Source organism: Nocardioides sp. (assembly GCF_014360585.1).
Classification (GTDB): Bacteria; Actinomycetota; Actinomycetes; order Propionibacteriales; family Nocardioidaceae; genus Nocardioides.
Genome location: NZ_JACIXG010000006.1, coordinates 35,062 through 57,445, shown reverse-complemented (window position 1 = coordinate 57,445; position 22,384 = coordinate 35,062). Strand labels below are relative to the sequence as shown.

At 69.5% G+C, this 22,384-nt stretch carries 17 protein-coding genes; 5 read left to right on the top strand and 12 right to left on the bottom strand.

What is annotated here, in order from left to right:
- Positions 1 to 101 precede the first annotated feature (101 nt).
- The 5 genes from H5T77_RS03605 to H5T77_RS03585 all read right to left on the bottom strand — a co-directional run bounded on the left by H5T77_RS03605 (position 102) and on the right by H5T77_RS03585 (position 5,914).
- Complete coding sequence (locus tag H5T77_RS03605; protein WP_292645145.1) at positions 102 to 248, bottom strand: hypothetical protein; 147 nt, start codon at positions 246 to 248, stop codon at positions 102 to 104.
- Between the two features lie 30 nt (positions 249 to 278).
- Positions 279 to 2,915, bottom strand: a complete 2,637-nt coding sequence (locus H5T77_RS03600) for a DEAD/DEAH box helicase (RefSeq protein WP_292645143.1) — start codon at positions 2,913 to 2,915, stop codon at positions 279 to 281.
- Positions 2,912 to 3,808, bottom strand: a complete 897-nt coding sequence (xerD, locus tag H5T77_RS03595; protein WP_292645288.1) for a site-specific tyrosine recombinase XerD — start codon at positions 3,806 to 3,808, stop codon at positions 2,912 to 2,914. The genes H5T77_RS03600 and xerD overlap by 4 nt, the downstream gene beginning before the upstream one ends.
- 225 nt (positions 3,809 to 4,033) lie before the next feature.
- Positions 4,034 to 5,149 (bottom strand): alanine dehydrogenase, encoded by a 1,116-nt coding sequence (ald, locus tag H5T77_RS03590; RefSeq protein ID WP_292645140.1) that lies wholly within the window; start codon positions 5,147 to 5,149, stop codon positions 4,034 to 4,036.
- A 129-nt stretch (positions 5,150 to 5,278) separates the two neighbouring features.
- A complete protein-coding gene (locus tag H5T77_RS03585; RefSeq protein WP_292645137.1) occupies positions 5,279 to 5,914 on the bottom strand; it encodes an NUDIX domain-containing protein in 636 nt (211 codons plus the stop codon).
- A gap of 22 nt (positions 5,915 to 5,936) precedes the next feature.
- Between H5T77_RS03585 and pepN the strand changes: the two genes are divergently transcribed.
- From pepN to H5T77_RS03560, 5 genes are all read left to right on the top strand, one after another.
- A complete protein-coding gene (pepN, locus tag H5T77_RS03580) occupies positions 5,937 to 8,375 on the top strand; it encodes an aminopeptidase N (protein ID WP_292645132.1) in 2,439 nt (812 codons plus the stop codon).
- 78 nt (positions 8,376 to 8,453) lie between these two features.
- Complete coding sequence (locus H5T77_RS03575) at positions 8,454 to 8,927, top strand: SRPBCC family protein (protein ID WP_292645130.1); 474 nt, start codon at positions 8,454 to 8,456, stop codon at positions 8,925 to 8,927.
- A gap of 89 nt (positions 8,928 to 9,016) precedes the next feature.
- Positions 9,017 to 10,648, top strand: a complete 1,632-nt coding sequence (locus H5T77_RS03570) for an alpha-amylase family protein (protein WP_292645128.1) — start codon at positions 9,017 to 9,019, stop codon at positions 10,646 to 10,648.
- The gene (locus H5T77_RS03565) at positions 10,645 to 11,613 is read left to right on the top strand and encodes a TIGR03885 family FMN-dependent LLM class oxidoreductase (RefSeq protein WP_292645126.1); all 969 of its coding nucleotides are present in this window, start codon (positions 10,645 to 10,647) and stop codon (positions 11,611 to 11,613) included. The genes H5T77_RS03570 and H5T77_RS03565 overlap by 4 nt, the downstream gene beginning before the upstream one ends.
- A gap of 41 nt (positions 11,614 to 11,654) precedes the next feature.
- Positions 11,655 to 13,367, top strand: a complete 1,713-nt coding sequence (locus H5T77_RS03560) for an alpha-glucosidase (RefSeq protein WP_292645124.1) — start codon at positions 11,655 to 11,657, stop codon at positions 13,365 to 13,367.
- A gap of 50 nt (positions 13,368 to 13,417) precedes the next feature.
- On the opposite strand, the gene H5T77_RS03555 is transcribed toward H5T77_RS03560, so the two are convergent.
- From H5T77_RS03555 to H5T77_RS03525, 7 genes are all read right to left on the bottom strand, one after another.
- Complete coding sequence (locus H5T77_RS03555; protein WP_292645122.1) at positions 13,418 to 15,148, bottom strand: CTP synthase; 1,731 nt, start codon at positions 15,146 to 15,148, stop codon at positions 13,418 to 13,420.
- A 14-nt stretch (positions 15,149 to 15,162) separates the two neighbouring features.
- Positions 15,163 to 17,106 (bottom strand): putative cytokinetic ring protein SteA, encoded by a 1,944-nt coding sequence (gene steA / locus H5T77_RS03550; RefSeq protein WP_292645120.1) that lies wholly within the window; start codon positions 17,104 to 17,106, stop codon positions 15,163 to 15,165.
- Between the two features lie 208 nt (positions 17,107 to 17,314).
- Positions 17,315 to 19,096, bottom strand: a complete 1,782-nt coding sequence (gene recN, locus H5T77_RS03545) for a DNA repair protein RecN (RefSeq protein ID WP_292645117.1) — start codon at positions 19,094 to 19,096, stop codon at positions 17,315 to 17,317.
- Positions 19,089 to 20,030, bottom strand: coding sequence for an NAD kinase (locus H5T77_RS03540; protein ID WP_472850328.1), 942 nt, complete (start codon positions 20,028 to 20,030; stop codon positions 19,089 to 19,091). The genes recN and H5T77_RS03540 overlap by 8 nt, the downstream gene beginning before the upstream one ends.
- 148 nt (positions 20,031 to 20,178) lie before the next feature.
- Positions 20,179 to 21,042 (bottom strand): TlyA family RNA methyltransferase, encoded by an 864-nt coding sequence (locus tag H5T77_RS03535; RefSeq protein ID WP_292645115.1) that lies wholly within the window; start codon positions 21,040 to 21,042, stop codon positions 20,179 to 20,181.
- A gap of 11 nt (positions 21,043 to 21,053) precedes the next feature.
- Positions 21,054 to 21,320 (bottom strand): hypothetical protein, encoded by a 267-nt coding sequence (locus H5T77_RS03530; protein ID WP_292645113.1) that lies wholly within the window; start codon positions 21,318 to 21,320, stop codon positions 21,054 to 21,056.
- On the bottom strand, positions 21,317 to 22,366 hold the full coding sequence (locus H5T77_RS03525; RefSeq protein ID WP_292645109.1) for an HAD-IIA family hydrolase: 1,050 nt from the start codon (positions 22,364 to 22,366) through the stop codon (positions 21,317 to 21,319). The genes H5T77_RS03530 and H5T77_RS03525 overlap by 4 nt, the downstream gene beginning before the upstream one ends.
- Positions 22,367 to 22,384: the final 18 nt, after the last annotated feature.

The following is a 22,384-nucleotide window of genomic DNA, read 5'->3' as shown; positions in this document are numbered from 1 at the left end:
AATCTGTTGACGACCTGTGCACTTGGCGCCGCGCCGGCCCCACAGGCAGGGGTGTCGCTGTGGAGAGACCTGGGGACGGATCTCCACCCGATCAGGGGCCCTCAGTGCGGCCGACGGCGCTTCTGGACCTTGTCGTAGGCCTTGGTCGCAGCGTCCTTGATCTTCTTCTGATTCTCGGGCTTGCGAGCCTCGTTGGCGATCTTGGCGATGGCCGCGACGACGACGGGGTTCTTCATCAGCTTGCGCACGGTGCAACGCTAGCGGACTCTCCCCGCCCGTCACAGTCTCCGCATCGCCACCGTCGCCAGCACCAGCTCGCCGGCCTCGTCGCTCGCGTCCAGGTCGGCCACCGCCTCGATGACCCAGTCGTGGTCTCCGGCCGGGTCGTCGATGGTCTGGGTGATCCGCCAGATGCGGGTGGAGTCGTACGCCTCGTCGTCCTCGTCCACCCCCGCCGGAGCGCCACGCTCGGCGGTCCAGGTGAGCAGCTTGGGCGAACGCGAGTCGGCGGAGATGCCGACGTCGTCGTGCTCGGCGAAGTAGGCCTCCAGGGCGTCGTCCCACCGGGACCTGGTCATCACGACCTGCCGGGCGGGATCGAAACGGTCGGCGGCCGCGCGCTCCAGGCGCATCAGGCCGTCGAGGTCGTCGCGCGAGACCGCGTCGACGCGCGCCCACATCGCGTTGCGGACCATGATCTCGAACGCACGGGTCTGCTGGGACAGCGACCGCGGCGGCGGGGGCGTCTCGTGGTGGGCGACGGCCGACGGGATGTGCTCGGGGTCGGAGAGTGCCTCCCACTCGTCCAGCAGCGAGGAGTCGGTCTGCCGGATGGTCTCCCCCAGCCACTCGATCAGGTCCTCGACCTCGGGGCTCTTGTGGCTCTCGGGCAGCGTGTGCCGGAAGGTGCGGTAGGCGTCGGTCAGATAGCGCAGCACCAGGCCCTCGGAGCGAGCGAGCTGGTAGCGGCGTACGACGTCGGTGAACGTCATCCCCTGCTCGTACATCTCGCGCAGGATCGACTTGGGGTCGAGCGCGTCCTCGGGCAGCCACGGGTGGGTCCCGCGGTAGACCTCGAAGAGCGCCTCGAGCCGCTCGGCCATCGGCTTGGGCCAGGTGATCTCCTCGATGAGCGCCATCCGCTCGTCGTACTCCACACCGTCGGCCTTCATGTTCTCGATCGCCTTGCCGCGGGCCTCGTGCTGCTGGGCGAAGAGGATCTGGCGCGGGGGCTCGAGGACGGCCTCGATCACCGAGACGATCTCCAGGGTGTGCTCCGGCGACTCCGGGTCGAGCGTGTCCAGCGCGGCGAGGGCGAAGTGGGCCAGCGGCTGGTTGAGCGCGAAGTCGGCGGGAAGGTCCTCGGTGAGGACATAGCGACGTCCGTACGCATCGGGCTCGGCGAGCCTCGTCAGCACCCCGCTGTGGACCAGGGAGCGGGTCAGCCGCAGGGCCCGGCGGGCGAGCTTGAGCTGGCTGCGCGGCTCCTCGTGGTTCTCCATGGTGATCCGGCGCATCACCTCGAAGGCGTCCTCGTCGCGAGCGACGACGTTGAGGAGCATCGAGTTGTCGATCTTCATCTTGCTCTGCAGCGGCTCGGGGGCGCCGTCGACGAGCTTGGTGAAGGTCGCCTCGGTCCACACGACGGTGCCCTCGGGCGGCTTCTTGAGCTGTGCCTTGGAGTTCTTCTTGCCGGCCTTGCGGCGCTCCTCGGACTTCGCCTTGGACTTCTCGTTCTCGATGATGTGCTCGGGAGCCTGGACGACGACGTAGCCCTGGGTGTCGAAGCCGGCCCGGCCGGCCCGGCCGGCGATCTGGAGGAACTCCCTGGTCCGCAGGATGCGCTGGCGGCGGCCGTCGAACTTGGCCAGACCGGTGAAGAGCACCGTGCGGATCGGGACGTTGATGCCGACGCCGAGGGTGTCGGTGCCGGCGATGACCTTGAGCAGACCGGCCTGGGCGAGCTGCTCGACCAGCCTTCGGTATCTGGGGAGCATGCCGGCGTGGTGCACGCCGATGCCCTTGCGCAGCAGCTTGGACAGCGTCTTGCCGAAGCCGGCCGCGAACCGGACCGGCTCGAGCCGCCTGGCGATCTGCTCCTTCTCCTCGGTCGAGAGCTTCAGCCAGCTGGCATTGAGCAGCGAGGTGCCATGGGTGACCGCGTCCTTCTGGGTGAAGTGGACGACGTAGACGGGCGCCTGTCCCGTGGTGACGAGCTCTTCGAGCGTCTCCTGGAGAGGCGTCAGTCGCCAGTCGAACGCGAGCGGAACGGGCCGTTCCGCCTGGTCGACGAGGATGGTGTCGCGGCCGTTTCGGCCGGTCAGGTCCTCGGCGAGGGCGCTGGTGTCACCCAGGGTCGCGCTCAGCAGCAGGAACTGCGCCTGCGGGAGCTCGAGGAGCGGCACCTGCCACGCCCAGCCGCGGTCGGGCTCGCCGTAGTAGTGGAACTCGTCCATGATCACGAGCCCGACGTCGGCACGCTTGCCTTCCCTGAGGGCGAGGTTGGCGAGCACCTCGGCGGTGCAGCAGATGATCGGCGCGTCGGCGTTGACGCTGGCGTCGCCGGTGAGCATCCCGACGTTCTCGGCGCCGAAGGTCTCGACCAGGTCGAAGAACTTCTCGCTCACCAGCGCTTTGATCGGCGCGGTGTAGAAGGAGACCTTGTCCTCGGCCAGCGCCGCCGCGTGGGCACCCGCCGCGACCAGCGACTTTCCCGAGCCCGTCGGCGTCGCCAGGATGACGTTGTCACCGGCCAAAATGGACATGATCGCCTCGTCCTGGTGGGGGTAGAGGCTGCGGCCACTCCCCTCGGCCCAAGCCACGACCGCCTCGTAGACGTCGTCTGGGCTCGCGCCGACCTTCGGGATCCAGTCGCCGGGTCTGGTCGAAGCGCCGGTTTCGGTCGAAGCGGTCACAGGGCCCTCGGGTGTGCGGTCACGAAGACCTCTCGGAGATTGTCCACGGTGACAAGAGTGTAGATCTGCGTCGTGGTCACCGACGCATGGCCCAGCAACTCCTGCACGACACGTACGTCGGCGCCGCCGTCGAGCAGGTGGGTGGCGAAGGAGTGGCGCAGGGTGTGCGGCGAGACATCCTTGTCGATCCCGGCACGCTCGGCGGCGCGGGTCAGCACGGTCCAGGCCGACTGCCGGGACAGCCGCCCACCGCGGGCGTTGAGGAAGAGCGCGCCCCCTGAGCGGGCGGCTGCGAGGTCGGGGCGAGCCCGAGTCAGGTACGCCTCGACGGCCTCGATGGCATAGGAGCCGACCGGGACGATCCGCTCCTTGCCACCCTTGCCACGCAGGAGCACGACGTGGTCGACCCGGTCGAGGTCGTCGACGTCGAGACCGACCGCCTCGGAGATGCGGGCGCCGGTGCCGTAGAGCAGCTCCAGGAGAGCACGATCGCGCAACGAGAGCGCTGTCCCGGGCGCGCCCGCCGCTTCCAGGATCGCCTCGACGTCGGCCAACGGGAGCGCCTTCGGCAGCCGCTTCTCCGCTCGCGGCGGCTTCACATGGCCCGCCGGGTTGGCCTCGACCAGCCCGTCGGCGACCGCGAACTTGTGGAACCCGCGGACCGCAACGACCGTCCGCGCCGCTGAGGTCGCGCTCAGCGCCGGGTGCTCCTCGCTGCCCTCTCGCAGGTGCGCCAGGAACGCCGAGACCGTCGCCTCCGAGATCCCGGCCAGATCATCGACTCCTTGTCGACCGAGGAACTCGGCGTACCTCCGCAGGTCGCGCCGGTAGGACGAGAGCGTGTTGGCCGCGAGACCTCGCTCGACGGTCAGATGGTCGAGATACGTACGCATCGCATGCTCCACCGCGGAGGTGGAGACCGAAGCACCCGATGCCGACGTCACGTCCCCATCCAACCAGCCGAGTCGGCTCATCCTGACCAAAACCACCGCCGAGTCGGCTCATCCTGACCAAAACGTCTGCCGAGTCGGCTCGTCATGACGAGCCGACTCGGCAGGATTCCATGTCAGTTTGCGCCGACTCGGCGGGGTTGCACGTCAGAACGAGCCGGGTCGGCGTCAGGCCAGGACGGTCTCCAGGGCGACCGACTCGATGCCCACGGCCTCGCCGACGGGGGCGTTGGTGAGTTCGCCGGCGTGGGTGTTGAGACCCTTGGCGAGCGCGGCGTCGTCACGCAGCGCCTGGGCCCAGCCCTTGTTGGCCAGCGCTACGGCGTACGGCATCGTCGCGTTGGTGAGCGCGTAGGTCGAGGTGTTCGGGACCGCGCCGGGCATGTTGGCCACGCAGTAGAACGTCGAGTTGTGGACCTGGTAGGTCGGGTCGGCGTGGGTGGTGGCGTGGGAGTCCTCGAAGCAGCCGCCCTGGTCGATGGCGATGTCGACGAGCACCGAGCCGGGCTTCATCCGCGAGACCAGGTCGTTGGTGACCAGCTTCGGCGCGGCCGCACCAGGGATCAGTACGGCGCCGATGACCAGGTCGGCCTGGAGCACCTGCTCCTCGAGCGCGAGCTTGTTGGACGCGAGCCCGTGGACCTGGTTGGAGTAGCGCCAGAACGACATCCGCAGCTTCTCCAGGTCGGTGTCGAGCAGCGTGACGTCGGCGCCCATCCCCAACGCGATGTTGGCGGCATTCTGGCCGGAGACGCCGGCGCCGATGATGACCACCTTGGCGTTGGCGACACCGCCGACACCGCCCATCAGGGTGCCGCGGCCGCCCTGGGCCTTCAGCAGGTTGTAGGCCCCGACCTGGGGCGCCAGGCAGCCGGCGACCTCCGACATCGGGTAGAGCAGCGGCAGCGACCGGTTGGGCAGCTCGACGGTCTCGTAGGCGATCGCGGTGACCTTCTTGGCCAGCAGCTCCTCCGTGAGGGGCTTGTCGGCGGCCAGGTGAAGGTAGGTGAACAGGGTCAGCCCCTCGCGCAGCCGGTGGTACTCCTCCGCGACCGGCTCCTTGACCTTGAGCACCAGGTCGGCGTTGCCCCAGGTCTCGTCGGCGTCACCGAGGATCTTGGCACCGACCGCGGCGTACTCGCCGTCCGAGATCGAGGAGCCGACACCGGCGCCGGCCTCGACGAAGACCTCATGGCCGTTGGCCACCAGCTCGTGGACGCCGGAGGGGGTGATCGCCACCCGGTACTCGTGGTTCTTGACTTCCTTGGGTACGCCGATTCTCATTTTCTCTTCCCCTGAATGTGATGGTCCGTGGGTCGGGCCAGGCCGGATGTTCGCCGCCTGATGCGGCCAGTTCTAACCCGGTGTGGCGCAAGTCACCAAAACCGCGTCCCGCAGTCGTTGACGCACAGGTCAGACTCTGCCACGCGATCTGAGCACGGCGTACGCAAGGACGGCCTGGACGACCGGCGAGTCGGTCGCCCGACCGCTCAGCACGGCCTCCAGGAGCTCCTCGAAGGGCACCCGGTGGACGCTCATCTCGGCCTCCTCGTGCTCGAGGACGAAGCCGTCACGGTCGGTCGCGGTGAGGCCGCGGGCGAGATAGAAGTGGTGGACCTCCTCGGAGATTCCCGGTGAGGTGTGGGTCGAGAGCAGATGGGTCCACTCACTCGCCTCGTGCGCGACCTCCTCGCGCAGCTCACGCACGGCCACGTCGAGCGGGTCCTCGCCGGGATAGTCGATCAGCCCGGCGGGGAGCTCGACGAAGCGCCGCTTGGCTGGGTGGCGGTACTGGGTGATGACCAGGACCCGCTCCTCCTCGTCGAGAGCCAACACCACCGCGGCGCCCGGGTGCTCGACCACCAGGCGCCGGAACGGCTCCTCGTCCTCGTGGCCGGGCCGGTTGATCCGGTCCGCCCGCAGAGCGACCACCCACCCGTCCCGGTGCAGATCCTCGCTGGAGGCGACCGGCCAGCTCTCGGGGGTGTCCCATTCGGTGAGAGGGGCCAGCGGCACGGCCGAGTCGGAAAAACGTGCGTCCGATGTCATGGCCCGAGGCTACCCTCGGCTCATGTCTGAGACCTCCGCCGCCGCCCCTGCATCGCTCACCCAGGACGAGGCCGCAGCGCGGGCCGCCACCGTCACCGTCGAGCGCTACGACATCACGCTCGACATGACCGGTCTGCTCGAGGGCGGGACCATCTCCAGCGTCTCCACAATCACGTTCTCGGCGACCCCTGGAACGAGCACGTTCGTCGACTGCGTGGCCGAGGTGTCGGCCGCCACGCTCAACGGCACCGACCTCGACCTCGCCACGATCACCGCCGGGCGGATCCCGCTCGAGGACCTCGCCGAGACCAACACCCTCGTCGTCGCCGCCTCCCAGTCCGAGACCGCCTCCTCGGAGGGGATCCTTCGCACCGTCGACCCCTCCGACGGCAACGTCTACGTGTGGACCTCCTTCGAGCCCGACGACGCCCGCCGGCTGTGGGCCTGCTTCGACCAACCCGACCTCAAGGCCGTGCACGCGTTCACCGTGACCGCACCGGAGCAGTGGACGGTGCTGTCCAACTCCGCACCGGCCGAGGTCTCGGACGAGGAGGCCGGCGCGCGGACCTGGGTCTTCGAGGACACTCCCCCGCTCTCGACGTACGTCGTGGTGGTCAACGCCGGCCCGTTCGTCGAGGTCCGCGCCGAGCGCGGTGGCTACGATCTGGGGCTCTACGCCCGTCAGTCGCTGCGCAGCCAGCTCGAGCGGGACCGCGAGGAGCTCCTGCAGATCACCGAGCACGGGCTGGCCTGGTTCGGCGCCAAGTTCGCAATGCCGTTCCCGCAGCGGCGCTACGACCAGATCTTCGTGCCCGACATGGGCGGGGCGATGGAGAACTGGGGCGCGGTCACGCACAGCGACGCGTTCATCTACCGCACGCCTCCGACCCACGCCGACCGCACCGATCGCACCAACGTGATCCTGCACGAGATGGCGCACATGTGGTTCGGCGACCTGGTCACGATGCGCTGGTGGGACGACCTGTGGCTCAACGAGGCCTTCGCCTCGTGGGCGGCGGTGTGGGCCTCCGCCGCGCTCCCCGACTACGCCGACGTGTGGGCCTCGATCGCCCTGACCGAGAAGAAGATGGCCTACGACGTCGACGCGACGCCCGCCACCCACCCGATCCGCGGAGTGGTGCCCAGCGTCGACGTCGCGATGGCCAACTTCGACGCGATCACCTACATGAAGGGCCAGGCGGTGCTGCAGCAGCTGCACGCCTACATCGGCGAGGAGGCGTACCTGGCCGGGCTGCAGGCCTACTTCGCCGAGCACGCCTACGGCAACACCGTCCTCGACGACCTGATGGGTGCCTTCGGGGCGGCCGCAGGCAAGGACCTCTCCGCCTGGACCACCGCCTGGCTCGACCATGCCGGGACCGACGTGATCACTTTGGCTGACGGCAAGGTCTCGGTCACCAGCGCCGACGGGACGGTGCGTCCCCACCGCTTCGACATCGCCTCCTACGACGCCTCCGGCGCGCTCCTCGCGACCACTCCGGTCACCGCGGAGGGCGTGCCCGTCGAGGTCGCGCTCCCCGATGCCGCCGCACACCTGGTCAACGCGACCGACGTGACCTTCGCCGCGGTGCGCTCCGACGACGCCAGCGAGGCCTGGCTCGGCCAGAACGCCGGGCTCCTCCCCGACTCGCTGGCGCGGGCGGTCGCGGTCAACAGCGCCTGGGCGGCGCTGTTCCGTGGCGAGATCGCCGGCCCCGAGGTCGTCTCGCGAGTCGCCTCGGTCCTCGAGCGGGAGCAGAACCCGCAGGTCACCGGCGAGTACCTGAGCATGGCGGTGACCGCGGCCGAGCTGTGGACGGCACCGGACCGGGTGGCCGAGCAGCGCGCTCTGGTCGCCGGCGCGGCCGCGACCCTCGCCGATGACCCCGCCAACCGCGACACCGCGCTACGGGTGCTCGCCTCGCACGCCTCCACGCCCGAGCAGCTCACACTGGCCGAGTCGGGGGCCGCGGAGGACGTCCAGGTCGCCTGGCGGCTGCTGCGGCGGCGCGCCGAGACGGGCGATTACGACGCCGCTGCCGTCGCCGCGCTGGAGGCACGGGACCCGGATCCCGAGTCGTGGGTCAGTGCCCTGAGCGTACGCACCGCGCAGCCGCTCGCCGAGGCCAAGGAGGAGGCCTGGCAGGTGACCATGATCGAGCGCCGGCTGCCGCGTACCGACAGCGCCTACGCGCTGGCCTCGGCGTTCTGGCGGCCGGGCCAGGACGAGATCCTGGCGCCGTACGCCCAGCGCTATCTCGACGCCGTCGCCGCCATCAGGGGCGGTGGGCTGCTCGCCTTCGGCCTCCAGCTCCGGTTCTACCCGACGCAGGCCGGCGAGGACGTCGCGGTCGCCGCGAGAGCCGCGTGCGAAGGCGACACTCTCGTGCCGTTCGTCCGTCAGACCGTCGTCCGCCTCGCCGACGTGCACTCTCGCCAGGTCGTGGCCCGAGCGCGGTGAGTTCACCGGGCCTAGCAGGTATGGCCCTCGAAGACCCCGGGTACCCACTGGACGTACGCAATCGAGAGGAGACACGACATGAGCACCATCGAGAAGAGCGTCCAGGTCGAGGTCCCGGTCAGCACCGCGTATGACCAGTGGACCCAGTTCGAGTCCTTCCCCCAGTTCATGGAGGGTGTCGAGTCGGTCCAGCAGCTCGACGACAAGCGACTGCACTGGAAGGCCGAGATCGGTGGCGTGACCCGGGAGTGGGACGCCGAGATCGTCCACCAGGTTCCCGACGAGCGCATCACCTGGCGTGCCGTGGAAGGCAGCGAGAACCAGGGGACGGTGTCGTTCGCCTCGGACGAGATGGGTAAGGCCACCAGGGTCACGCTTCGCCTCGAGTACGAGCCCGAGGGCGCGGTCGAGAAGACGGGCGACGTCCTCAACATCGTCGACAGGCGAGCGAAGGGGGACCTCGAGCGCTTCAAGGACTTCATCGAGCAGCGCGGCACCGAGACCGGTGCCTGGCGTGGTGAGGTGAAGCCGACCGGCGAGGTACGCGACTAGCCACCAGCACTCACGCGGACGGGGCCGCGGCGATCTGAGCCCGAGCGACGCCACGGATCCGCAGCCAGAGCAGTCGGAGGACCGAGACGATGTCGACGCCAGACGCTGAGGATGTTCCGTGGTACCAACAGGCCGTCATATACCAGATCGCCGTGGCCCTGTTCCGCGACACCACCGGCAACGGAACCGGAGACCTCCGTGGAGTGACGGAGAAGCTCGACCATGTCAAGGAGCTCGGGGCGAGCGCGGTGTGGTTGCAGCCGTTCTACCGGACCCCCGACCTCGACGGCGGCTACGACGTGATCGATCACATCGAGGTGTCGGACCGGTACGGCACGCTCGACGACTTCGACGACCTCATGGCTCGCGCGAAGGACTTGGAGTTGGAGGTCATCCTCGACCTCGTCGTGCAGCACACGTCGGTGGGGCACCCATGGTTCCGCGCGGCCTGCCGGGACCGGGAGTCCCGGTTCCGCGACTTCTACATCTGGACCGACGAGCCGCACGAGACGATCGTCAAGCCGATGTTCCCCTCGGTGGAGGACTCCGTCTGGACCTGGAACGAGGAAGCCGGGCAGTACTACCGGCACACGTTCTACAGCCATGAGCCCGACCTGAACATCGCCAACGCCGATGTGCGCGACGAGATCCGCAAGATCATGGAGTTCTGGCTCGAGCGGGGCGCCTCCGGGTTCCGGGTCGATGCGGCGCCGTACATCGTGGCCGAGGCCGGCCGAGTGGACGGGCATGACGACGGCTACTGGTTCCTCGAGGAGATGCGGCGCACGGTCCGGCGGTTCCGTCCCGACGGTGTCCTGATGGTCGAGGCCGACGTGGAGCCGCAGCGGTACGCGGACTACTTCGCAGGCGGGGACCGCGTGACCACGCTGCTCAACTTCTGGCTCAACAACTACCTTTTCCTGGCGCTGGCCAGGAAGGACGCGGCGCCGTTGCGAGACGCGCTGGAAGAAGAACCGGTCCCGCCGGCGGGCTGCAGCTACGCCATCTGGCTACGCAACCACGACGAGCTCAACCTCGAGCGCCTCACTCCCGCCGAGCGTGAGGAGACCATGTCGATCTTCGCGCCGCATCCAGCGATGCGCGCGTTCGGTCGTGGCATCCGCAGACGCCTGGCTCCGATGCTGGATGATCCGCGGCAACGCAAGCTCGCGGCCTTCCTGCTCTGCGCCCTTCCAGGCAGCCCGATCATCCTGTACGGAGACGAGATCGGGATGGGTGACCAGCCGGAGCTGCCGGACCGGGCCGCGGTCCGGCCGCCGATGCAGTGGTCTAGGGACGTGAATGCCGGCTTCTCCGAAGCCCACGAGATCCAGCTCGTGCACCCGGTCATCACCGAGGGCCCGTTCGGCTACGCACAGGTCAACGTCGATGACGAGACCGGTGACCCGGACTCGCTGCTGCGCACGCTGCGTACGCTGTTCGAGATCCGCCGCGACCACGGTCCGATCCTCGCCTCCTCGGCCCGCCCGGTGGCCCTGCCACAGGGGCAGGTCTTCGCGATCAGCTACTCCGACGAGCGGTCCACGTCGTTGCTGCTGGCCAACCTGCATCCGCAGGGAACCACCCTCACCCTTCCTCCGGACCTGCGTCGCGATTGGAAGCAGATCATCGACGACCAGCCCTACGAGGATCCGGTGAACGGCGAGGAGCTGACGCTGCACGGCTACGGCTACCGGTGGCTTCGGGTCGAGCAGGCATGACCATGGAGATCGGCTACCACGCATCCCACGAGCAGTTCGCTCCCTCGCGACTCCTGCGGCTGGCTCGCCAGGCGGAGGACGCCGGGTTCGACGCCGTCCTCTCCTCGGACCACCTCTTTCCGTGGAGCGAACGGCAGGACCAGGCCGGGTTCGCCTGGGCCTGGCTCGGCGCCGCCCTGGCGACCACCACACTGCCGTACGGAGTGGTTACCGCCCCGGGCGATCGGTATCACCCCGCCGTGATCGCTCAGTCCATCGCGACCCTGCTGGAGATGGCGCCCGGGCGGTTCATCCCGGCGCTCGGCTCGGGACAGGCTCTCAACGAGCACGTCACCGGGCGTCGCTGGCCGACCAAGGACGTACGCAACGCGCGACTGGCCGAGTGCGCCGACGTCATCCGCCGTCTGCTCGCGGGCGAGACCGTGGACCACGACGGACTGGTCCGGCTGCGCGCCGCCCGCGTCTACACGCTGCCATCGGCTCCGCCCCCGCTGTTCGCCGCGGCGCTGAGCCCCGAGACCGCTCGTGCGGTGGCCTGGTGGGCGGACGGCCTCATCACCGTGAACGCTCCTCGCCAGAAGCTGCGTGCGGTCATCGGAGCGTTCCGCGAGACCGCGGGACGCGCCAAGCCGGTCCATGTCCAGATGCATCTGTCCTGGGCCCGCTCAGACGATGAGGTCCGGGCCCAAGCGCTGGACCAGTGGCGGGCCAACGCGCTGCCGCCGTCGCTGAACGAGGAGCTCGAGGTGCCGGCGCAGTTCGATGCCGCCACCGTCCACGTCCCGGCCGAGGCGCTCGAGGACAGCATCGTGATGTCGAGTGAGGCTGCTCGGCACGCGGAGGTTCTCGCCGAATACGCCCAGCTGGGAGTCGAACGGGTGTACCTCCACCAGGTCGGGGTCGACCAGGAGGAGTTCGTGGATGCCTTTGGAGCCGACGTACTTCCCCAGGTCCGCGCCGGTTGATGCATACGTCCCGCTGTCAACGGGCACCAGAAATCACTGTGATGGCGCAGAAATGGTGGCAGTTCGCAGTGGTCTACCAGATCTATCCACGCAGCTTCGCGGACACGGACGGCGACGGCGTGGGCGATCTCGGCGGTGTCCTGGAGCATCTCGACCACCTGGAGAAGCTGGGCGTGGACGTCGTCTGGCTCTCGCCCGTCTATCCCTCGCCCATGGACGACAACGGCTACGACATCACCGACTACCACGACGTCGACCCGGTGTTCGGGTCGTTGGCGGATCTCGACACGCTCGTGAAACAGCTCCACGCCCGCGGAATCAAGGTCGTGATGGACCTGGTGGTCAACCACACCTCCGACGAGCATCCCTGGTTCATCGAGTCCCGCTCCGGACCCGAGAGCGCCAATCGGGACTGGTACTGGTGGCGGCCGGCCCGCGACGGGACGGTCCCGGGTGAGCCCGGCGCCGAACCCAACAACTGGGGGTCGTTCTTCTCTGGTCCGGCGTGGGAGTACGACGAGGAGAGCGGTGACTACTACCTGCACCTGTTCTCCAAGAAGCAGCCTGACCTGAACTGGGAGAACCCAGAGGTGAGGCGTGCGGTCTACGACATGATGCGTTGGTGGGTCGACCGGGACATCGACGGGTTCAGGATGGACGTGATCAACCTGATCTCCAAGGATCCCGCCCTTCCCGACGGGAAGGTCCGCCTGGGTGAACGCTTCGCCACCCTCGGCCGGCAGGTCGTCGACGGGCCCCGGGTGCACGAGTACCTCACCGAGATGCACCGCGAGGTCTTCGCCGGCGTCGAGCGGCCGCTGCTACTCGTCGGCGAGACCCTCGACGTCTCCATCGACGAGGCTCGCAAGTACACCGACCAGGAGCGCCAGGAGCTCGACATGGTGTTTCAGCTGGAGCACCTGAAGATTGACCGCGGCGCATCGAAGTGGGACATCCTGCCCTTCGACATGCGCCTCCTCCGCGGGTCCCTCGCCGCGTGGCAGGAGGGGCTGGCCGACGTCGGCTGGAACAGCCTGTACTGGGACAACCACGACCGGCCGCGCGTGGTCTCCCGCTTCGGCGACGACGGTGAGCTCCGCGAACGATCGGCGAAGCTGCTGGCCACCGTGCTCCACATGCAGCGCGGGACGCCGTACATCTATCAGGGCCAGGAGCTGGGGATGACGAACTTCCCCTTCACCTCGATCGAGCAGTTCGCCGACATCGAGTCGATCAACTACTACGAGGAGTCAGTGGCCATGGGCGAGGATCCTGAGGCGGTCCTGGCGTCTCTTCGGGCGCGGAGCCGCGACAACGGCCGCACCCCGATGCAGTGGGACGACTCACCGCACGCCGGATTCACGACCGGTCGACCCTGGCTTCCGGTCAACCCGAACCATCAGCAGGTGAACGCTGCCCGGCAGGTGGACGACCCCGCATCGGTGTTCAGCTACCACCGCGACCTGATCCGGCTTCGTCATGAGGAGCCGGTGGTGGCGCTGGGTGACTTCACCCTCGACGAACCGGACCACCCGCAGCTGTTCGCATTCACCCGGCGTCACGACGGCGCGGAGCTTCGGGTCGTCGCCAACTTCTCCGGCGACATCGCCGAGGTCCCGCCCCGGCTGCAGCGAGCGACCGCGGACTCCCCCATCGTCTTGGCCAACGTGGACGGACCGCACGACAGCACCGTGCTCGAGCCGTGGGAGACCCGTATCCATCTTCGGCCTTCTGAGGCGGCCGCGGCGCGCTGAGGCCATGAGGCCGGCCTGTGCCGGCCCCATGGCCCCGACGGTCAGAACTCTCAGGCCTCGGCTGGCTCAGGCAGCTCGACGTCGCTGAGCTCGTCGACGTCGCTGGCGTCGCGGCGCAGGTTGGTCTCGTCGATCGGGAACCGCTGCTCCTTCTGCCGGTCGAGGGCCGCCTTCACCAGCCCGGCGAAGAGCGGGTGGGGGCGGGTCGGCCGCGAGCGAAGCTCGGGGTGAGCCTGCGTGGAGACGTAGTAGGGGTGTACGTCGCGGGGCAGCTCGACGAACTCGACGAGCTGGTTGTCGGGCGAGAGGCCGGAGAAGACCAGGCCGGCCTCCTCGAGCTGGTCGCGGTAGGCGTTGTTGACCTCGTAGCGGTGGCGGTGACGCTCCTCGATCGAGGACTCGCCGTAGACCTCGGCCGCGATCGAGCCCTTCTTGAGCTCGGCCGGGTAGAGGCCCAGACGCATGGTGCCACCGAGGTCGCCGGCGCCCTCGACGTACGCCTTCTGCTCCTCCATCGTCGCGATGACGGGCTCGGGCGTGTCGGCGTCGAACTCGGTCGAGTCGGCCTTCTCCAGGCCGAGCAGGTTGCGGGCGTACTCGATGACCATGCACTGCAGGCCCAGGCACAGGCCGAGCGTGGGGATCTGGTGGGTGCGGGTGTAGGTCAGCGCGCCGAGCTTGCCCTCCAGGCCACGGATGCCGAAGCCGCCCGGGACGCAGACGGCGTCGAGGTCGTGGAGGTTCTTGGCCGCGCCCTCGGGGGTCTCGCACTCGTCCGAGGGGATCCAGCGGATGTGGACCTTGGCCTCGTTGGCGAACCCACCGGCGCGCAGCGCCTCGCCGACGCTGAGATAGGCGTCGGGCAGGTCGATGTACTTGCCGACCAGGCCGATGGTGAGCTCTTCCTTCGGGTGGTGGACCCGGCGGAGCAGGTCGTCCCACAGCGCCCAGTCGACGTCGCGGAAGGGCAGGTCGAGCTTGCGTACGACGTAGGCGTCGAGGCCCTCGCGGTGGAGCACCTTCGGGATGTCGTAGATGCTCGGGGCGTCGGCCGCCGTCACCACGGCGTCCTCGTCGACGTCGCACATGAGCGCGATCTTGCGCTTGATGCTCTCGGGCAGCTCGCGGTCGGCGCGGCACACGATGGCGTCGGGCTGGATGCCGATCTGGCGCAGCGCCATCACCGAGTGCTGGGTCGGCTTCGTCTTGAGCTCCTTGGACGGGCCGATGTAGGGCACCAGAGAGACGTGCACGAAGAAGACGTTGTCGCGGCCCAGGCGCTGGCGCACCTGGCGGGCGGCCTCGAGGAACGGCAGGGACTCGATGTCGCCGACCGTGCCGCCGATCTCGGTGATCACGACGTCGACCTCGGGGCCGTGCATGGCCAGGACCCGCTCGGAGATCTCGTCGGTGATGTGCGGGATCACCTGGACGGTCTCGCCGAGGTAGTCGCCGCGTCGCTCCTTGGCGATCACGTTGGAGTAGACCTGACCGGTGGTCACGTTGGCATGGCCGACCAGGTCGGTGTCGAGGAACCGCTCGTAGTGGCCGATGTCGAGATCGGTCTCGGCACCGTCGTTGGTCACGAAGACCTCACCGTGCTGGAACGGGTTCATGGTGCCGGGATCCACGTTGAGATACGGGTCCAGCTTCTGCATGGTCACGCTCAGACCACGCGAACGGAGAAGGCGGCCGAGGGACGATGCCGTCAGACCCTTTCCCAAGGAGGAGGCGACGCCTCCGGTGACAAAAATGTGCTTGGTCAAGCTCGCCGACTTCATGGGCCTCAATCCTATCAATCCTTCAGGAGGCCGCCGAAACCTGACGCACCGAATTCGCCACCTTCTTGGTTCTTCTGTCGGGCCAGGGCCAGCGGAGCGACGATCTGACCGGTGGTGGACTCGATGCCGTCAACCGACGCGAACCAGCCCGGCCAGTCGTTGGCGCGCAGCGCCGCGAGGTCCTCGGAGCCGGTCGCTGCCGTCACGACCAGGCCTTTCGTGGTCGCGCCCAAGCCCTCGGTCAGACCCTCGACCGCGGTCGTGTCGTCGTTGTCCTCACCGAGGACCACCAGGACGAGGTCGGCCGGCCCGGTCGGCCGGCCCTGAGCCTTGACCAGGTCTCCGGTGAGCAACGCCACAGCGGCAGTCTTGGCCTGCTTGTCGAACTCCGCGGGTGGCTTCCGGCCGGCGTAGGTCTCCCCGATCACCTGCCCCATCCGCTGGTAGGTGGCCTGGTCCGCGTCGCCGCGGCCGAGCTGCTCGACCAGCTGGGTGGCCAGGCTGTCGACATACTGCTTACGGTCCGGGTCCAGCAGGTTCGGTCGTACGTCGAGCACCCCTGTTGTCTCGCCGCCGGCCGCGGTGATGTTGCCGGTGAGCGTGTCGACCGTCTTACGGTCCGCGCCCGGGAAGGTGACGACAGCGACCTTCTGCCCGGCGAGCCTGCCGGGCAGGAGCGCGTCGCCGGACTCGGCGACGAATTGGGCCTCGGCGCTCTGTCGCGAGTCGGTCTCGGTCCGGGTGCTCTGACCGGAGGTGGTGTCGACCGTGGCTCCTGCGCCGGCGTCGCCCCCGGCTCCGGTGCCGATCTCGCTGAGGCCACGGCCGGTGAGACCGTGATCGGCGGCCCAGACGCCTGCGGGAAGGCCGATCGCCAGGGCCGTCACCGCGGTGAGGAGCGGAAGGACGAGCCGGCGGGCGAGCGGCTCCTTGCGGCGTACCGCGGGGACGGCGGAGGCGTCGATCAGCATCGGGCCGAGCGCGAGTCGGGTCAGGTAAGTGCCGGCCAGCCCCGGACGCTGGTCCTCGAGGAAGTCGGTCAGCGTGGTGCTCAGCCCCGCCCCGACGACCAGCGAGGGATGCTGGGCGTAGGCGATCAGCAGGGCCGCGTCCTCGGGCGCCAGAGAGGACTCGAACCGCTTCGGCTGCACGCCGACGCGATCGAGGAGCTCGGCGGCCTGCTCGCTCCCGGAGCCGCCGGGCGCGAGCACCACCTCGGCCGCGCCGGTGAGCACCTTCGGCTCGGGGAACGTGTCGGTGTCGGCGCCCAGGACGAGCACGGCGTGGCGTACCTGCTTCTTGGTCAGCCTCTTCGCCGCGGGGCCCACCGCGATGATCGTCGGGCGCTGCTCGCGCAGGAAGCCCTCGAGATCGCCCAGGAGACGGTCCAGATCCGGGTGGTCGGCGACCACCACGACGGGACGGCCGGCCAGCGGCGTGTCGAGGGGTGGCACGCCGTTGCCGTGCAGCAGCACCTCTTCCTCGCGCCGCAGCAGCTCGCTGCTGTTGTGGGTGAAGAGCTCCAGGTGGGAGCTCAGACCCTGCTTGGCGTTCTCGAGGTCGCTCTCGAGCGACTCCTGGTCGAGCACCCGACCGGAGGCCAGCAGCCGCTCGCCGTCGAAGATCTCTCCGTCGAGGATGCGCGCCTTACGGCCGTCGACCAGCTTTTCCAGCCCCGCCTCACCGATCTGGTCGATCAGCTCGATCCCAGCATCTGCCAGCGTCTTCGGGCCCCGGTTCGGGTAGCGCCCCGACACCATCGGCTGGGCGTTGACCACGGCGATCACGCCCGTGGTTGCGATCGCCAGCGCGGTGCTGCGGTCGAGGTCGACATGGTCGATGACCGCGATGTCGCCCTCTTTGAGCCGCGGGACCAGTGCCCTGGTCGGCCGGCCGGCGCGGAGCGTGCCGCGGGTGCCGGGAAGTACGGAAGGAATCTGGCGTGTCGGCAGTCTCATGTCTCGCCAATCCTCCCCCGGTATCGGTCGGTGTCCCTGGATCTCCCATCCGGCGAGTCGGTAGTTGTGGCGGCCGAATTCATACCTTTGGCGGCCGCGTCGGTAGTTGTGGCGTGTGTGGTTCGCCACAACTACTGACTCGGGTCGCCAAAGGTACCCACTCGGGTCGCCAGAACTGAGGTTTCGGCGGGGTCAGGCCTTCGCCGGGTCAGGCCTTGGCGGAGCGGGCGACCTCGAGGAGCTCGCGCGCATGGGCGATCGCGGTGTCGGAGGCGGTCAGCCCGGCCAGCATGCGGGAGAGCTCACGCTCACGGGCCTCGTCGTCGAGGACGGTGAGCCCGGAGCTGGTGACCACGCCGTCGCTGGTCTTCTCGACGGCGACGTGATGGTCGGCGAAGGCGGCGACCTGAGGAAGGTGGGTGACCACCAGGACCTGTGCGGTGCGGGCGAGGTGGGCGAGGCGGCGGCCGATCTCGACCGCCGCGGTGCCGCCGACACCGGCGTCGACCTCGTCGAAGACGAAGGTCGGGACCGGGCTGGTGGCGGCCAGGACCACCTCGATCGCGAGCATCACCCGAGAGAGCTCACCGCCGGAGGCACCCTTGTGGAGCGGACGGGGCTCCGAGCCGGTGTTGGCGGCCAGCAGCAGCTCGATCTCGTCGAGACCGTTGGAGCCGTAGCGCAGCCAGCGCTCGCCCTTGCCCTTCCCCTTTCCAGAAGACGGGAACCGCAACGGTGCGTGCGGCTCGTCCTCGGAGGCCGGTGCGTCGGTCTCCTTCTGGCGTACGTCGACAACCAGCCGGGCGTGAGGCATGGCCAGTCCGGTCAGCTCGTCGCTGACCGCCTCGGCCAAGGCACCAGCGGCGTCGGTGCGCGCGGTCGAGAGCATGGCACCGGCGTCAGCGAGATCGGCTCGCAGCCGCGTACGTTCGTTCTTGAGCTCCTCGATCCGCTCGTCGTCGGAGTCGAGCTCGAGCAGGCGCTTGGCACCGGTCTCGGACCAGGCGAGCACCTCATCGATCGTCTCGCCGTACTTCCTGGTCAGCGCGGTCAGCGCCGCACGCCGCTCGGAGACGACGGCCAACCGGGCGGGGTCGGTCTCGACGCCGGTGGCGTAGGAGGCGACATCGGCAGCGACGTCGGAGAGCAGGTAGGTGACCTCGGCAAGACGCTCGGCCAAGGCGGCGGCGTCGGGATCGTGATCTCGGACGCTCTCCAGCGCCTGCTTCGCGACCGAAACCGCCCCGAGGGCGTCCGGAGAGTCGATGTCCTCGGAGGAGAGGGCCTCGCGCGCCTGCTCCGCAGCCGTGCGGAGGGTGTCGGCGTAACCGAGCTTCTCCTCCTCCTGGGCCAGCGTGGCGTCCTCGCCCGCCTCCGGGGAGACGGCCTCGATCTCACCGAGACCGAAGCGCAGCAGATCAGCCTCCTGAGCGCGCTCGCGGGCGTGGGTCGTCACCTCGTCGAGCTCGCGCTCGACGACTCGGAGCTCGGTGTGGAGCTCGCGGTATGCCGTGAGCAGCTTGGCGACGGCGTCGCCGCCGAAGCGGTCCAGCGAGTCGCGCTGGGCACGCGGCTGCAGGAGCCGGTGCTGGTCGGACTGGCCGTGGACGGCGACCAGGGGCGAGGTCACCGAGCCGAGGGTGGCGACCGGGACGGTCGCTCCCCCGACGTACGCCCTCGCTCGGCCTTCGGCGGCGACCGTGCGGGCCACGAGGACTCGGCCCTCTTCGACCTCTCCCCCGGCCTCCTCGGTCGCCTCGATGACGGCGGGCAGCGACCGGGCGTCGATGACGCCCTCGACGCGGGCCGTCTTCTTGCCCTTGCGGACCGCGCCCGCGTCGCCGCGACCACCGAGCAGCAGCCCGAGCGCGGTCACGATCATCGTCTTGCCCGCGCCGGTCTCACCGGTCACCACGGTCAGCCCTGGTCCGAGCTCCAGGGTCGAGGACTCGATGATCCCGAGTCCGGAGATCCTGATCTCCTCAAGCATGCTCGCCTCCGTTCATCCTGAACGGACGCCGTTCCGCGGCGCCTCGCCATCCCTCCACAGACAGTCCGAACTTCCGCACCAGACGATCCGTGAACGGGGCCTGGTGCAGGCGTACGAGTCTGACTGGCTCCACCCCCCGGGTGACCTCGATCCGGGCGCCGGGGCCCAGGTCATAGGAGCGCCGGCCGTCGCACCAGAGCACCCCGGCACCGTCGGCGCGCGAGATGACCTCGACGGCCAGCACCGATGTCGGCGCGACCACCATGGCCCGCGCGAAGAGCGCGTGGGCGCTGATCGGGGTCAGCAGCAGAGCCTCGACACCGGGCCACACGACCGGGCCACCGGCGGAGAAGTTGTAGGCCGTCGAGCCGGTCGGGGTCGCGCAGACGACGCCGTCGCAGCCCCACCTCGACAGCGGCCGGCCGTCGATCTCGACGACCACCTCGAGCATCCGCTCGCGGGCCGCCTTCTCGACGCTGGCCTCGTTGACCGCGAACGTACGAAAGACCTTCTTGCCGTCCTCGAAGACGCTGACCTCGAGCGCGAGGCGGTCCTCGGAGGTGTAACGACGCTGCACGATCGCCTCGATCGTCGACTCGACGTCGTCGTACTCCGCCTCCGCGAGGAATCCGACGTGTCCAAGGTTGACCCCGAGCACCGGGGTGCGGTGGGGCTGGACGATCTCAGCAGCGCGCAGGATCGTGCCGTCGCCACCGATCACCAGCGCCAGCTCGCAGTCTCTGCTGGCCTCCTGCTCGTCGACGGCCAGCTCGATCGCCGGCTGATAGGCACCCGGGTCGATGCCCAGGTCGCCGGCCTCACGAGCCAGCATCCTGACCACGATCCCGTGGACCGCAAGCGACTTGGCACAGGCGAGGGCGACATCGCGGGCCTCCTCCCGCCCGGTGTGGATGAGCATGAGGACACGCCGCACCTCGGCTGGGTCCACCGGGCCCGAGTCCACAGGGCGTGGGTCCACAGCGGGGGCATCAGCGTCGGTCACGTCGCCACCTCCGTAGCGCAAGCGCCACAATACGGATCCGGCGACGTGTTGGCCGGTTGGTTCACTCGCTGACGCTCGCTCACGGATCAACCCTCTCAGACGGCACCGACACAGCCCCGGTGGCAGGGCTCTCCAGGCCACGCTGCTCGCGCACGGCCTCCTCGATCTCCGCCTCGCTGACCGTGGCCTCGCCGCGGCGCAGCCAGAGGAAGAACTCCACGTTGCCCGACGGGCCGGGCAACGGGCTGGTCGTGACAGCGCGGGCACCCCAGCCGCGCCTCGCAGCGGCCGCGGCGACGGCGTTGACCGCCTCCGCCCGCAGCACCGGGTCGCGCACCACTCCGCCCTTCCCGACCCGGTCCTTGCCGACCTCGAACTGAGGCTTGACCATCAGCGCCAGGTCGCCCTCAGGGCTGGTGACTCGGATCAGCGCGTCGAGGACGAGCTCGAGCGAGATGAAGGACAGGTCGCCGACGACGACGTCGACGGGTTCGCCGACCAGATCGAGAGAGAGGTCTCGGATGTTGGTCCGGTCATGGACCACGACTCGCTCGTCCTGCTGCAGGCGCCAGGCGAGCTGGCCGTAGCCGACGTCGACGGCGACGACCTGGCTGGCGCCGTTGCGGAGCAGTACGTCGGTGAAGCCACCCGTCGACGCGCCTGCGTCCAGGCATCGGCGGCCCTTGACCGAGAGGCCAAGCGGTTCGAACGCGGCCAGTGCTCCGGCGAGCTTGTGGCCGCCACGGGAGACGAAGTCGGGGCGGCCGGGGTCTTCGGTCACCACGATGGCGACGTCAGTGGTGACACCCGTGGCCGGCTTGGTGGCGCGGTTGCCCGAGACCGTGACACGGCCGGCGGCGATCAGCTCGCTGGCGTGCTCGCGAGATCGGGCCAGCTTGCGTCGGACCAGCTCGGCGTCGAGGCGCAGGCGGCGAGGAGGCATGCGCTCGCCTCTCAGGGCTGGTCGGTCGGCTGGGGCCCACCGGACGCCGAGGCGATCCGGGCCATTGCGTCATGGGCGCCCGTGTCGGGGTCCAGGGCGCGGCGCAGCTCGGTGTGAGCGGCCTCGAAGAGGCCGACGTGCTCGGCCAGCGGCAGCTCCTCGAGCCGGTCGAGCGTCTCGAGGACCGCGTCGACGCGGGCGACACCGGTGTGCGGCGCCGTGCCGGCGCCGCCCAATCCGGCCGGGGCCGGAGTCTCGTCGAAGTGCTGCTCGCTCATGAGCCCGAGACTACCGTCTCGCCGTCGGCGTCCGGACGAGGCGGCGCGGCCTGTGCGCCGAGCGTCACCACTGCCCCGGTCTCGTCCAGGTGCGCCCAGGCGCTGGTTGCGGCGGCCCGCCACCAGTCGTCGGCGCTGCCCTGCCCCGTGACGCGCAGCTCGCCGTCGCGTACCTCTGCCGTCCAGCCGCCCAGCCGCGCGGTCGTGCCTTCGCTCTCGGGCGCGGAGTGGGCCTCCAGCAGCCCGCCGAGGTCGGAGGAGATGTACGTCGGGCGCTGGTGCGGCGCGGCCGCGACCAGATCCTCGAGCCCGGTCACGCCGGTGAGCACCAACAACGTGTCGATGTCGGCGTTACGCCCGCCCTCGATGTCGGTGTCGAGCCGGTCGCCGACCATCAGCGGATGCTCGGCCTCGGTGCGCCGGATGGTCTCCTCCAGCAGCGGGCGCGACGGTTTGCCCGCGACGATCGGCTCGACCCCCGAGAAGCGGCGCAGGGTGTCGACCAGGACGCCGTGGCCCGGCGCCATCCCGTAGGCGGCCGGGAAGGTCATGTCGGTGTTGCTGGCGACCCAGAAGAGGCCGTCCTTGATCCGGACCGCCCCGCGGAGGATGTCCTTCCACAGCAGGTCGGGGTTGTACCCGGTGACGATCGCCTCGGCGTCCTCGTCGACGGCCACCGGCACCAGTCCGGCTGCTTCGAGCGGCTCACGCAGGCCGGCGGCGCCCAGGTTGACCACCTTCGTCCCCGGGGCGAGCCGCTCGGCCAGGACGTGCACGGCGGCCTGCGCCGAGGTGACGACGTCGTCGGCGCTCGCCTCGATCCCCAGGTTGCGGATGTTCTCGGCCACCTTGGCCGGCGGCCGGGCGGCGTTGTTGGTGATGAACGCCAGGCGGAGGCCGGACTCACGTGCCGCCGCGAGCGACTCGGGGGCCCGTGGGACCGCGGCCCCGCCGATGTAGACCACGCCGTCGAGGTCGAGCATCGCGACGTCGTGGACCGCGGCGAGCGCCCGGTCTGAGCCCTTCAACTGATGGCCGGTCAACACACTGAGTTCCTCACTCTG